This window comes from Klebsiella sp. JN_Kp122 (genome assembly GCF_040062085.1).
Taxonomy (GTDB): Bacteria; Pseudomonadota; Gammaproteobacteria; order Enterobacterales; family Enterobacteriaceae; genus Klebsiella; species Klebsiella aerogenes.
The window spans coordinates 42940-55621 of sequence record NZ_JBEAHW010000036.1; the positions used below are offsets into that span (position 1 = coordinate 42940).

Here is a 12682-nt window from a genome sequence, read left to right on the forward strand (position 1 = left end):
TAAATTGCTGAAAAATACCCCGCCAGATCATAGACAGCCTCTGCACGCCTCATTATTATGCCGCGCCCCACCGCAAGTGGCGGGGTAATGCTTCCCTTTCTAATCATTATTTTGAGGAATTATGGGCAACACTAAGTTGGCTAATCCGGCACCGCTGGGCCTTATGGGCTTTGGCATGACCACTATTCTGCTTAACCTGGCAAATAGCGGCCTTTTCGCATTCGATGTAGCTATCCTGGCGATGGGCATTTTTTACGGCGGCATTGCGCAAATTTTTGCCGGCCTGCTCGAGTATAAAAAAGGCAACACCTTTGGTTTAACCGCTTTTACGTCCTACGGCTCCTTCTGGCTGACGTTGGTCGCGATCCTTCTGATGCCGAAAATGGGCCTGGCTGATGCGCCGAACGCGCACTTCCTGGGCATGTATCTCGGCCTGTGGGGTATCTTTACGTTGTTCATGTTCTTCGGCACGCTGAAAGCCGCGCGCATGCTGCAGTTCGTCTTCCTTAGCCTGACGGTACTGTTCGCGCTGCTGGCGATTGGTCACCTGGTCGATAACGAAGGCATTGTTAAAATTGCCGGTTGGGTCGGCCTGGTATGCGGCGCGAGCGCTATTTACCTGGCGATGGGTGAAGTGTTGAACGAGCAGTTCGGCCGCACCGTTCTGCCGATTGGCGAGCCACGCTAATGGCCTGCCGCCGCCCGCAAACCGGGCGGCGGTGTTAAATTTAACGCTGCAGTTCTCCTTGCGGTAAAACCGCCTGCGTCGTCAACCCCTGACGCAGCCAGATACCTAACCCCAGCCCCATCAGCGACAGCGCCAGTACGTACCAGGCAGGCGCCATCGGCGAAACCCCCATCAGCATCGTAACGGCGATTGGCGTCAGGCCGCCGAAAATGGCGTACGACAGGTTGTAGGAAAATGAGATGCCGGTAAAACGCACTTCCGCCGGGAAAGCGCGCACCATTACGTAAGGTACCGCCCCCACCACGCCGACACACAGCCCCACGGTCCCATACAGCAGAAACAGCCGCTGCGGGCCGGCGCCGGCAAGGTGGTAAAAGGCCCAACTGGCGGCCGCCAACAACAGGCTACCGACGATAAAAGTGCGGCTGGCGCCGAAACGGTCTGCCGCCAGACCGGCGAGTAGACAGCCGATGCACAGCATAATCGTGGCGATGCTATTGGCCTGCAGGGTAATCGCCGGGGCAAAACCATAATGTTTTTGCAGCCAGACCGGCGACATCAGGATCACCACCACCACGCCGGCGGACAGCAGCCAGGTGAGCAGCATCGAAACGATGACGGCCTTCTGGTGCTTAAGCGCCACCGCCTTCACCGGCAACTCCTGCGCCAGCGCTTTGCGCTTCTGCATCTCCAGAAATATCGGCGTCTCCTGCAGCCAACGACGCAGGTACATCGCCACCAGGCCAAAAACGCCGCCCAGCAGGAAAGGAATACGCCAGCCGCCGTCGTGGATACCTTGCGGCGTCATGCTGGTGTTGATAAGCGTCGCCACCACCGAACCTAACAGGATACCGACGGTCAATCCCGCGGTCAGGGTGCCGCAGGCGATACCGATGCGTTTTTCCGGGACATGTTCGGCCACGAAGACCCAGGCGCCCGGCACTTCGCCGCCAATCGCCGCCCCTTGTAAAATACGCATGAGCAGTAATAGCAGCGGCGCAACGATGCCCATTGAGGCATAAGTCGGCAGCAGGCCGATCGCCAGTGTCGGCAGCGCCATGAGCAGAATGCTGAGGGTGAACATTTTTTTGCGACCGACCAGGTCGCCAAAGTGGGCCATGATAATGCCGCCAAGAGGGCGCGCCAGATAACCCGCGGCGAAAATACCGAAGGTCTGTACCTGACGTAGCCATTCCGGAATATCGGCCGGGAAGAACAGTTCGCCGACGACGGCGGCGAAGAAGACAAAGATAATGAAGTCATAAAACTCCAGCGCCCCGCCGAGGGCGGCCAGCGTCAGAGTTTTATAATCCTGTCGATTCAGTGCTCGGGTGTGTTGTGACATAACTGGCGCTTCGTCCGCAGTAATATTACGCAATGTGTAAAGTAAAAAACACTATACCGTAAATAAAACAGCACACCACCGGCGATGCAGGTTATATCAGCAATGCATTAAATTCAGGATAAAGTTTCACGTCGTGCACTTTTCGGGCGAAAAGCTGCTACAACGCTCGCTTCCGTCTCCACATACGGCCCCTCAAGCAACTGTACACAATAAGGTACACTTGCAAAGACACCATGCACCAGCACCTTACCGTCCGCGTCTTTGACTCCTTCGAGAGTCTCCTGAATCGCTTTCGGCTGGCCAGGCAGGTTGAGGATCAGCGCCTGCTTGCGGATGACGCCAACCTGCCGGGAGAGGATAGCCGTCGGCACAAAGTGTAGGCTAACCTGGCGCATTTGCTCGCCGAAACCGGGCATGACGCGATCGGCAATCGCTAAAGTTGCGTCCGGCGTCACATCACGGCGCGCCGGGCCGGTGCCGCCGGTGGTCAACACCAGATGACAGCCCATCTCGTCTACCAGCTCGCACAGCGTTTGTTCAATGATGGGCTGTTCATCAGGGATCAGGCGAGTTTGCAGTTCAAAGGGCGTTGTCAGCGCACGCGCCAGCCACTCTTCCAACGCAGGAATACCTTTGTCCTGGTAAACGCCGCTGGAGGCGCGGTCAGAAATAGAAACTAAGCCGATGCGTAATTTATTCATATTCATTCCGTTCAAATAGTGCAATTAAGCGGAATGATACACGCTGGAGAGAATTACAGACAGGATTCAAAAGAAGTAGCGTGACCGGTAGCCCGGTCACGCTGGGATGATTACAGCAGGTCGCCGATCATTTTTTCCAGTTTTTCCTGGTCGATGGCAAACTTACGGATACCTTCCGCCAGTTTGTCTACCGCCATCGGATCCTGGTTGTGCTGCCACAGGAACTGGGATTCAGTAATGCGTTCCGGACGCGCTTTCACTTCGCCGCTGAACGCCAGTTTACGTTCGACAGCGCCTTCGCTTTCCGCCAGCTCTTTCAGCAGCGCAGGGGCGATGGTCAGACGATCGCAACCGGCCAGCTCAAGGATTTCGCCAACGTTACGGAAGCTTGCGCCCATCACGACGGTTTCATAGCCGTGCTGCTTGTAGTACTCGTAGATTTCGCTAACGGAAACCACGCCCGGATCTTCTGCCGGCGCGTACTCTTTCTTATCCGTGTTCGCTTTGTACCAGTCGAGGATACGGCCAACGAACGGAGAAATCAGGAAGACGCCCGCTTCGGCGCAAGCGCGAGCCTGAGCGAAGGAGAACAGCAGGGTCAGGTTACAGTTGATGCCTTCTTTTTCCAGCTGCTCAGCGGCGCGAATGCCCTGCCAGGTGGAAGCCAGTTTGATCAGGATACGATCGTTGCCGATACCGGCATCGTTATACAGTTTGATCAGGCGTTTCGCTTTCGCGATAGAGGCGTCGGTGTCATAGGACAAACGGGCATCAACTTCGGTAGAAATACGGCCCGGGATCAGTTTAAGGATTTCGAGACCGATGTTCACCGCCAGTTTGTCGGAAGCATCGATAATCTGCTGCGCGCGATCGCTGCTCTGGCCGCGAGCCCAGGCAACAGCGTCGTCAATCAGCTTACGGTACTCAGGGATCTGAGCCGCGCCGAGGATCAAAGAAGGGTTGGTGGTGGCATCCTGAGGCTGATACAGCTTCATTGCCGCGATATCTCCGGTGTCAGCTACGACAGTGGTGTACTGACGCAGAGAAGTCAATTTATCCGTCATGATAGTGTTTCTCTTAAACAGCAGTTAAGGGGATGTAACCGGTCTGCCAAGATGATAACACGCCATAGGGTCAGCGCAACCGCCGACAATGCAAGAGCGCAGAGTGTGATAAACTCGACATATTAATTATCTGAATGCTAAAGGATTGTCACCGGAGTGGTAGCGCTTACACCGCGCGCCGGCATGGACAAGAGGACGTTTAATGCCTGATTTTCTCTCGTTTATCAATGAAATACTCTGGGGCTCGGTAATGATTTACCTGTTACTGGGCGCCGGTATTTGGTTCACCTGGCGAACGGAGTTTATTCAGTTCCGTTATATTCGCCAGTTTGGCAAAAGTCTTAAAAAAAGCCTTCGCCCGCAGCCCGGCGGATTAACGTCTTTTCAGGCGCTGTGCACCAGCCTGGCGGCTCGCGTCGGCAGCGGTAATCTGGCGGGCGTGGCGTTAGCGATTGCCGCCGGCGGCCCAGGTGCCGTGTTCTGGATGTGGGTCTCCGCACTACTCGGCATGGCCAGTAGCTTCGCCGAATGTTCGCTTGCCCAACTGTACAAAGAGCGCGATGGCGAAGGCCAGTTTCGCGGCGGCCCGGCGTGGTATATGGCCCGTGGCCTCGAGATGCGCTGGATGGGCGTGGTCTTCTCAATTCTGCTTCTGCTGGCCTATGGGGTGATTTTTAATACCGTGCAGGCCAACTCGGTGGCGCACGCCATGGCCTATGCCTTCGATTTGCCGATGGTCGCCGTCGGCGCCGCGCTGGCTGCCGCAACACTGTTGATTATCGTCCGCGGTCTACGCGGCGTGGCGCGATTGATGCAGTGGTTTGTGCCGCTTATGGCTCTGATATGGGTGGGCGCCAGTCTGTTGATTGGCCTCTGGCACTTCGCCGCCCTGCCGGCGGTTTTTGAAACCATCTTCCGCTGCGCTTTTGGCTGGCAGGAAGCGGCGGCGGGCGCGGTGGGTTATACCATCAGCCAGGCGCTTACCGGCGGTTTCCAGCGCGGGATGTTTTCCAACGAAGCAGGCATGGGCTCAACGCCAAATGCTGCCGCTGCCGCTGCATCATGGCCTCCGCATCCCGCGGCGCAGGGCATCGTACAGATGATTGGCGTCTTTATTGATACCATTGTTATCTGTACCGCCAGCGCGGTCATTATCATGCTGGCGCCGCGCGAAAACCGCGACAGTGCGGTCAGCGGTATTCAAACCATGCAGCACGCGATGGGCGATCTTATTGGCAGTTGGGGACCGGGATTGGTGGCTGCCGTGCTACTGTTCTTCGCTTTCAGTTCGATTGTCGCCAATTATATTTATGCCGAAAACAATCTGATCTTCCTGCGTCTCAATAAGCCGCTACATATCTGGACGCTCCGGGTTATCACCGTGTTGATGGTACTGACAGGCACCCTGGTGAGTCTTCCGGTGGTCTGGCAACTGGCGGATATTATTATGGCGCTAATGGCGATCACCAACTTAACGGCGATTTTGCTGCTGTCGCCAACGGTTCGGATCCTCGCCAGCGATTATCTGCGCCAGCGCAAACTCGGCGTGCAACCGGTCTTCGACCCCGCTCGCTATCCGGAAATTCAGCAACATCTGGCGCCCGGCGCCTGGGATGAGATACCGCGTGAATAGCGCGGTAATCGCAGCAATCGATCCCACCGTACTCTTTTTTTGTTAAAATTCGTCGAAATTCCCTGCAAGGACTGGATATGCTGATTCTGATTTCACCTGCTAAAACGCTCGATTATCAAAGCCCGCTGGCAACGACGCGCTATACCCAGCCCGAACTCCTGGAGCATTCTCAACAGCTTATCGGTATCGCCCGTAAGCTGACGGCGCCGCAAATCGGTAAGCTGATGAGCATCAGCGATAAGCTGGCCGATCTCAACGCCACCCGTTTTCACGACTGGCATCCGGACTTTACCCCGCAGAATGCCCGTCAGGCGATACTGGCGTTCAAAGGCGACGTTTATACCGGTCTGCAGGCCGAAACCTTTAGCGAAGCGGATTTCGATTTTGCCCAGCAGCATCTGCGCATGCTTTCCGGCCTTTACGGCGTATTACGCCCGTTGGATCTGATGCAGCCCTACCGTCTGGAGATGGGTATTAAGCTGGAAAATCCGCAGGGCAAAGATTTGTATCATTTCTGGGGCGATATCATCACCGATAAGCTCAATCAGGCGCTGCAGGCCCAGGGCGACGATATCGTCATCAACCTGGCATCCGATGAGTATTTTAAATCGGTCAAACCGAAAAAATTGCAGGGACGGTTGATTAAGCCGGTATTCCTCGATGAGAAAAACGGCAAATTCAAGGTGATCAGTTTCTATGCCAAAAAAGCGCGCGGTCTGATGAGCCGCTACATCATTGAAAACCGTTTAACCAGGCCGGAGCAGCTGCAGGCGTTTAATAGCGAAGGCTATTTCTTTGATGGGGAAGCATCGGAGAAAGGCGAACTGGTGTTTAAGCGCCACGAGCAGTAAAAACGACGACACCCCTGTCCGGTAAGCGACAGGGATGTTTTCAGTCTTAATTAGCCCATCATCAGCTTACGCAGCGCGGCAAAATCGGCCGGCAGATTGTGCGACAGCAGCGGCAAGTCGGCGCGGTCGGCCAGTTCTTTCGGCAGCGGCAGCGTCTCCTGCAGGATCTCTTCTACGCTCTCTTTGAATTTCGCCGGATGCGCGGTACCGAGGAATAACCCGTACTCGCCCGGTTGCAGCTGATCGCGCAGCGCGCGATAAGCAATCGCCGCATGCGGTTCAGAGGTGTAGCCGATGGACTTCAGTTCACGCATGGTTGCTTTGGTGGTTTCATCATCAACCGCAGCGTATCCCAGCTCATTAAGACGCCAGATTTTGCGGCGGAACAGTTCTTCCACGCGCGGCCAGTTGTTCGGTTGGCTGACGTCCATGGCGTTAGACAGGGTCGCCTGCGTCGCCTTCGGCGCCCAGTTGCCATCCTGCAGGAAGCGCGGCACGGTATCGTTGGCGTTGGTAGCGGCAATAAAACGCTTAATCGGCAGCCCCAGCGATTTCGCCAGCAGGCCGGCGGTGAGATCGCCGAAGTTGCCGCTTGGCACCGACACCACCAGCTGGTTACGGGCCTCCTGCGGCAACTGCGCGACCGCCTCGAAGTAGTAGCAGATCTGCGCCAGCAGACGACTGATATTAATAGAGTTGGCAGAGTTGAGACCAAGCGCGACCTTCAGTTCTTCATCGTCAAACGCCTGCTTAACCAGCGCCTGACAGGCGTCGAAATCACCGTCAATCGCCACGGTTTCGATGTTGCCGCCCAGGGTGCAGAACAGCTTCTCCTGCAGCGGGCTAATCTTACCGCGCGGATAGAGGATAACTACCTTGACGTTCGGCAGGCCGTAGAAGGCATGCGCTACGGCTGCGCCGGTGTCGCCGGAGGTCGCGGTCAGGATCGTCACCGGCTTATCGCCTGCGATAAGCGTCAGCATCTGGGCCATAAAACGGCCGCCAAAATCTTTAAACGCCAGGGTCGGGCCGTGGAACAGCTCCAGGCAGCCGACATCATCCTGTACTTGAGTGACCGGCGCCGGGAAGGCGAACGCCGAAGCCACGCGGGCCTGCAGTTCATTCTGCGGGATCTCATCGCCAATAAAGGCCGACAGGATTTTCGCGCTACGGGTCACGAAATCCTGCTCCAGCATTTCGTCGATTTCGGTCAGATTGAATTCCGGCAAATCGTGCGGAAAGAACAGCCCCTGTTGTTTGCCAAGCCCTTGCGTCACGGCCTGCGCAAAGCTGACCTGTTCGTTATGATCTTTTAAGTTATACAGTTTCATCACTTATCCCACTACTCGAGCGCCCGCCGTGTCCAGCCGGCAAATATGAACGAAGCCTTCCTGATTTTGCAGATAATGCGCGGCCAGCCAGTCGGCGACGCGCTGCGCGGTGTCCGGTTTATCGCACAACGCGAACAGCGTCGGGCCGGAGCCGGAAATACCACACGCCTGCGCGCCGATTTCCATCGCCGCCTGACGCGCTTCGCTGAAGCCCGGCAGCAGTTTGGTGCGGTACGGTTCGGCAATAACATCTTTCATTAACTTTGCCGCCAACTGCGGCTGACGGCTATAGCAGGCGTGAATAAAACCTGCCAGATGGCGACCATGGGCGATGCAATCCTGACGGCGATACTGTGCCGGAAGAATCGCGCGCGCTTCGGCGGTAGAGACTTTAATGCCCGGATAGGCCAGCACCCACAACCATTCATCAAAACCCGGGATCTGCTGGCTGATGATGCCATTTTCTTCGATCATCAGTTGCATACCGCCAAGATAGCATGGCGCCACGTTATCATAGTGAACGCTGCCGGAGATGCGCCCTTCCATCTCGCCCATCAACGCCAGCATCCGGTTTTCATTCAGCGGCTTGCCGCAGTGTTCGTTCATCGCCACCAGCGCGGCGACCACCGAACAGGCGCTGGAGCCAAGGCCCGAGCCAATCGGCATATTCTTTTCCAGGGTCATCGCCACCGGAACCGTCTTACCGATCTCGCGGCAAAAGGCTTCCCAGCATTGATAAACGATATTTTCCTGCGGCGCCGACGGTAATTTGCCGGCAAAGCGGCCTACGTTACGCAGGCTAAACTCCGCCGCCGCCTCTACCGAGACGTTATCACCCAGCAACGTGCCGTCGACCGGCGTCACCGCGGCCCCCAGCACATCAAACCCGACGCTCATATTGGCACTGGAAGCCGGGGCGTATACTTTGACCATCTTAAACTCCTAACTTCCATGACAGGGTACGCAGCAGGTCGGCGAACACGCCAGCCGCGGTTACGTCGTTACCCGCGCCATAGCCGCGCAGCACCAGCGGCAGCGGCTGATAATAGTGGCTGTAAAACGCCAGCGCGTTCTCGCCGTTCTTCACCTTATACAGCGGATCGTTACCGTCCACTTCGGCGATCTTCACCCGGCAGACGCCATCTTCTTCAATATTGCCGACGTAACGTAAGACTTTACCCTCGTCGCGCGCTTTAGCAACCCGCGCGGCGAATTGATCGTCAAGCGTCGGCAGGCTCGCCATAAAGCTTTCGACATCGCCGCTGGCATCAAAATCGGCAGGCAGCGCAGGCTCAACGATAATATCCGAGAGCTCCAGCTCGCGCCCGGTTTCGCGGGCAAGGATCAGCAGCTTGCGCGCCACATCCACGCCGGAAAGATCGTCGCGCGGATCCGGTTCGGTATAGCCCATCTCACGCGCCAGTTTAGTGGCTTCGGAGAGGCTCATACCCTCATCCAGCTTACCAAAAATGAATGAAAGCGAACCAGACAGGATCCCGGAGAAGTGCAGCAGTTCATCGCCGGCATTCAGCAGGTTCTGCAGGTTTTCAATGACCGGAAGACCCGCGCCGACGTTGGTGTCGTAGAGGAATTTGCGCCGCGAGCTGCTGGCGGCGTGGCGTAACTGGTGATAGTAATCCAGTGAAGAGGTGTTGGCCTTTTTATTCGGCGTCACCACGTGGAAACCTTCACGCAGGAAGTCAGCGTACTGGTCGGCTACCGCCTGGCTGGAGGTACAGTCAACGATAACCGGGTTCAGCAGGTGATACTCCTTCACCAGGCGGATTAAACGGCCCAGATTAAAGGGTTCTTTCGCTTCCGCGAGTTCGCCACGCCAGTTTTCCAGATTCAAACCATGGACGTTGGTCAGCAGCGCCTGCGAATTGGCGACGCCGCATACGCGCAGATCGATATGCTTGCCCTTCAACCAGCTCTGCTGGCGTTTAATCTGTTCGATTAACGCGCCGCCGACGCCGCCGACGCCAATCACAAAGACTTCGATGACCTGGTCAGTGTTAAACAGCATCTGATGCGTGACGCGCACGCCGGTAGTCGCATCATCATTGCTGACGACTACCGAAATTGAACGCTCGGAAGAGCCCTGGGCAATCGCCACGATATTAATATTGGCGCGCGCCAGCGCGGCGAAGAATTTCGCCGAGATACCGCGCAGCGTACGCATCCCATCACCTACGACGGAAATGATTGCCAGGCGCTCCATGATTGACAACGGCTCCAGCAGACCTTCTTTCAATTCGAGATAAAATTCATCCTCCATCACCCGCTTCGCGCGAGCGCAGTCGCTTTGCGGCACGCAGAAGCTGATGCTGTATTCCGAAGAGGATTGGGTAATCAGCACCACAGAGATACCGGCACGGGACATGGTGGCAAAGACGCGCGCCGCCATGCCAACCATTCCCTTCATTCCTGGCCCGGAAACGTTGAACATCGCCATATTGTTGAGATTCGAGATCCCTTTTACCGGCAGGCCGTCTTCATCAAGGCTGGCGCCGATAAGCGTTCCCGGCGCCTGCGGATTACCGGTATTTTTAATCAGGCATGGGATCTGGAACTGGGCGATGGGCGCGATGGTGCGCGGGTGCAGCACCTTAGCGCCAAAATAGGAAAGCTCCATCGCTTCCTGATAAGACATGGATTTCAACAGGCGCGCATCCGGTACCTGACGCGGATCGCAGGTATAAACGCCATCGACGTCGGTCCAGATTTCGCAGCAGTCGGCACGCATACAGGCGGCCAGCACGGCTGCGGAATAGTCAGAGCCATTACGCCCCAGCACCACCAGTTCACCCTTTTCATTGCCGGCGGTAAAACCGGCCATCAGCACCATGTGGTCTGCCGGGATTTGGCTGGCGGCGATACGGCGAGTGGATTCAGTAATATCGACAGTGGATTCAAGGTAGTGGCCGACAGCCAGCAGTTTTTCGACCGGGTTAATCACGCTGACTTTATGACCGCGCGCTTCCAGTAGCGCCGCCATAATAGCGATAGAGAGCTTTTCACCGCGACAGATCAACGAGGCGTTAACACCGTCCGGACACTGCCCCAGCAGGCTGATACCGTGCAGGACGTGTTTAATCTGCGCAAACTCTTGATCAACGAAGGTTTTCAGCTGTGCGAGCGGGAAGCCCGGCTGCATGTCGGCCAGCCCCTGCAGCAGGTCGGCAAAGATACGTTCGGCATCGGCGATATTGGTCAGAGCGTCCTGGCCGCTGATAGTTTTTTCAATCATCGCGACCAGATGGTTAGTAATTTTCGCCGGGGCAGACAGCACGGTCGCAACCTGCCCCTGCCTGGCATTGCTCTCCAGAATATCGGCAACTCGCAGAAAGCGTTCTGCATTTGCCACTGATGTACCGCCGAACTTCAACACTCGCATGGTTCTTACCCCTTGATCTCTTGTCAAAAAAAAAGCCCGCACTGTTCAGGTGCGGGCTTTTTTCTGTCGTTTCCTGTACGCGTCAGCCCGCACCGTTACCTGTGGTAATGGTGGTGGTGATAATGGTGGTAATCATGCCGATGCGATTCATGGATGTTGTGTACTCTGTATTTTTATCTGTCTTGTGTCCTGCCTATATTGGTTAAAGTATCTGCCTGCTTAAGTCAACGAATTTCTAAATTGGCGACTTTTCAACCAACACCATCATTCCGCCACAGCGCCCCCATATTTCCGCCGCATTACCAGCCTGTTGCTATTGCAATCAGTACACAAAACTATAAAAAAAACTTATTGCGGTATTTTATTCCGGGAGACTTTTTTCAATATCATGCAACAAACGATGCAGCATGGCGGTGTCGCGCTGCTGTAACAGGCCGATTCGCTGTTGTAGCCAGTCGGCCAGTTTCATGTCGTCATCGACCCCCAACCGTCCAAGTAGTGAAAGCGCCCGCTGACGAAGCGCCTGCAGTTGTTTTTCGTCGGTTTCAGGCTGCTGAACCGCAGTCTGCTGCTGCAGTGAGCTCAGCTGATAGCAATACACCATCACCGATTGCCCAAGATTCAAGGAGGGATAATCGGCGACCATCGGCACGCCGGTAAGCACATCGGCCAGCGCCAGTTCATCATTAGTTAATCCGGAATCTTCACGGCCAAAGACCAGCGCCGTATGTTTCATCCATTGTGCTTTTTCTTCCAGCAGCGGTAGCAACTGCTGCGGCGTGGCGTAGTAGTGAAAACGCGCGCGACTGCGGGCGGTAGTGGCGACGGTAAAGTCGACATCGTGCAGGGCCTGCTCAAGCGTCGGGTAGGTTTTTATATTATCTAAAATATCTCCCGAACCATGCGCCACCCAGCGCGCGGCGGGCTGCTGATGCGCTTCGCTATCGACAATCCGCAATTCGCTGAATCCCATGGTTTTCATCGCTCGCGCCGCCGCGCCCACGTTCTCCGCCCTGGCGGGCGCCACCAAAATAATTGATAAACGCATTGTGCTTCTCTTTATCCTCTTACGCGGCGCGACTCTGCGGTCTCCCTCATTTTACGCGGCGAAAATTTACAAATTTGCAACAAAAATCACTAAAAATGGGCTTTCTTACTCTTAAAAAAAACTAAACTGTTCACATTGGACGCCAATACGGAGTATGTTAACAGAACGCATTTATCCATATGTTTGGCAATGATATTTCAGTTTTCATTTGCCCACAGGCTTTGGATTCACTGCATTTATTAATTCATAGTTGCAACTAATTGAGCTGTGTAAGAAATGTGACGATAAGTCGCAAATCGATGCAATGATTTCACAAGACTGTTAACGTGCTACAATTGAACTTGATATATGTCAACGAAGCGTAGTTTTATTGGGTGTTCGGCCTCTCTTAGCCTGTTATGTTGCTGTTAAAATGGTTAGGATGACAGCCGTTTTTGACACCGTCGGGTCCAGAGGGAAAGTACCCACGACCAAGCTAATGATGTTGTTGACGTTGATGGAAAGTGCATCAAGAACGCAATTACGTACTTTAGTCATGTTACGCCGGACATGTTAATTTGTGGCATGTACCAGGCAGGTCAGGGACTTTGGTACTTCCTGTTTCGATTTAGTTGGCAATTTAGG

General features: G+C 55.3%; 12 protein-coding genes and 1 other annotated feature. Of the genes, 3 read left to right on the forward strand and 9 right to left on the reverse strand.

Features of this window, described 5'->3' with window-relative positions:
• The first annotated feature begins 121 nt into the window (after window positions 1-121).
• Complete coding sequence (gene satP / locus ABLU78_RS14660) at window positions 122-688, forward strand: acetate uptake transporter (RefSeq protein WP_015368353.1); 567 nt, start codon at window positions 122-124, stop codon at window positions 686-688.
• A 40-nt stretch (window positions 689-728) separates the two neighbouring features.
• Here satP and ABLU78_RS14665 read toward each other — a convergent pair whose 3' ends face one another.
• The 3 genes from ABLU78_RS14665 to tal form a co-directional block, all read right to left on the reverse strand.
• A complete protein-coding gene (locus ABLU78_RS14665; protein ID WP_042892474.1) occupies window positions 729-2033 on the reverse strand; it encodes an MFS transporter in 1305 nt (434 codons plus the stop codon).
• Between the two features lie 113 nt (window positions 2034-2146).
• Window positions 2147-2734, reverse strand: a complete 588-nt coding sequence (mog, locus tag ABLU78_RS14670; protein ID WP_015368355.1) for a molybdopterin adenylyltransferase — start codon at window positions 2732-2734, stop codon at window positions 2147-2149.
• A gap of 110 nt (window positions 2735-2844) precedes the next feature.
• Entirely contained in the window at window positions 2845-3798 is a 954-nt protein-coding gene (tal, locus tag ABLU78_RS14675) for a transaldolase (protein WP_015368356.1), read from the reverse strand.
• Window positions 3799-4000: 202 nt separating this feature from the next.
• Here tal and ABLU78_RS14680 point away from each other — a divergent pair, with 202 nt between their 5' ends.
• Together ABLU78_RS14680 and yaaA are read left to right on the forward strand one after the other, a co-directional pair.
• Window positions 4001-5431, forward strand: a complete 1431-nt coding sequence (locus ABLU78_RS14680; RefSeq protein ID WP_015704336.1) for a sodium:alanine symporter family protein — start codon at window positions 4001-4003, stop codon at window positions 5429-5431.
• A gap of 77 nt (window positions 5432-5508) precedes the next feature.
• Window positions 5509-6282: a peroxide stress protein YaaA gene (gene yaaA / locus ABLU78_RS14685; protein WP_032713284.1), complete on the forward strand. Its 774-nt coding sequence runs from the start codon at window positions 5509-5511 to the stop codon at window positions 6280-6282.
• Between the two features lie 50 nt (window positions 6283-6332).
• On the opposite strand, the gene thrC is transcribed toward yaaA, so the two are convergent.
• The 6 genes from thrC to yjjY all read right to left on the reverse strand — a co-directional run bounded on the left by thrC (window position 6333) and on the right by yjjY (window position 12595).
• The gene (thrC, locus tag ABLU78_RS14690) at window positions 6333-7613 is read right to left on the reverse strand and encodes a threonine synthase (RefSeq protein WP_048230089.1); all 1281 of its coding nucleotides are present in this window, start codon (window positions 7611-7613) and stop codon (window positions 6333-6335) included.
• A 3-nt stretch (window positions 7614-7616) separates the two neighbouring features.
• Entirely contained in the window at window positions 7617-8546 is a 930-nt protein-coding gene (thrB, locus tag ABLU78_RS14695; RefSeq protein WP_015368360.1) for a homoserine kinase, read from the reverse strand.
• Window position 8547: 1 nt separating this feature from the next.
• Window positions 8548-11010, reverse strand: a complete 2463-nt coding sequence (gene thrA / locus ABLU78_RS14700) for a bifunctional aspartate kinase/homoserine dehydrogenase I (RefSeq protein WP_045388796.1) — start codon at window positions 11008-11010, stop codon at window positions 8548-8550.
• Between the two features lie 25 nt (window positions 11011-11035).
• Window positions 11036-11154 (reverse strand) — a sequence feature (Thr leader region).
• A complete protein-coding gene (gene thrL / locus ABLU78_RS14705) occupies window positions 11093-11161 on the reverse strand; it encodes a thr operon leader peptide (protein WP_004222578.1) in 69 nt (22 codons plus the stop codon). Its footprint overlaps the feature before it by 62 nt.
• A gap of 210 nt (window positions 11162-11371) precedes the next feature.
• Window positions 11372-12058 carry a tRNA/rRNA methyltransferase gene (locus ABLU78_RS14710; RefSeq protein ID WP_032706622.1) on the reverse strand — a complete coding sequence of 229 codons (687 nt, stop codon included), beginning with the start codon at window positions 12056-12058 and terminating at the stop codon, window positions 11372-11374.
• 396 nt (window positions 12059-12454) lie between these two features.
• A complete protein-coding gene (gene yjjY / locus ABLU78_RS14715; protein WP_001541509.1) occupies window positions 12455-12595 on the reverse strand; it encodes a protein YjjY in 141 nt (46 codons plus the stop codon).
• Window positions 12596-12682 lie beyond the last annotated feature (87 nt).

What these genes read in the sequence shown, in the direction of transcription:
- satP (WP_015368353.1), top strand. Translation starts at nt 122, where the DNA reads ATGGGCAACACTAAGTTGGCTAATCCGGCACCGCTGGGCCTTATGGGC.
- ABLU78_RS14665 (WP_042892474.1), bottom strand. Translation starts at nt 2,033, where the DNA reads ATGTCACAACACACCCGAGCACTGAATCGACAGGATTATAAAACTCTG.
- mog (WP_015368355.1), bottom strand. Translation starts at nt 2,734, where the DNA reads ATGAATAAATTACGCATCGGCTTAGTTTCTATTTCTGACCGCGCCTCC.
- tal (WP_015368356.1), bottom strand. Translation starts at nt 3,798, where the DNA reads ATGACGGATAAATTGACTTCTCTGCGTCAGTACACCACTGTCGTAGCT.
- ABLU78_RS14680 (WP_015704336.1), top strand. Translation starts at nt 4,001, where the DNA reads ATGCCTGATTTTCTCTCGTTTATCAATGAAATACTCTGGGGCTCGGTA.
- yaaA (WP_032713284.1), top strand. Translation starts at nt 5,509, where the DNA reads ATGCTGATTCTGATTTCACCTGCTAAAACGCTCGATTATCAAAGCCCG.
- thrC (WP_048230089.1), bottom strand. Translation starts at nt 7,613, where the DNA reads ATGAAACTGTATAACTTAAAAGATCATAACGAACAGGTCAGCTTTGCG.
- thrB (WP_015368360.1), bottom strand. Translation starts at nt 8,546, where the DNA reads ATGGTCAAAGTATACGCCCCGGCTTCCAGTGCCAATATGAGCGTCGGG.
- thrA (WP_045388796.1), bottom strand. Translation starts at nt 11,010, where the DNA reads ATGCGAGTGTTGAAGTTCGGCGGTACATCAGTGGCAAATGCAGAACGC.
- ABLU78_RS14710 (WP_032706622.1), bottom strand. Translation starts at nt 12,058, where the DNA reads ATGCGTTTATCAATTATTTTGGTGGCGCCCGCCAGGGCGGAGAACGTG.
- yjjY (WP_001541509.1), bottom strand. Translation starts at nt 12,595, where the DNA reads ATGACTAAAGTACGTAATTGCGTTCTTGATGCACTTTCCATCAACGTC.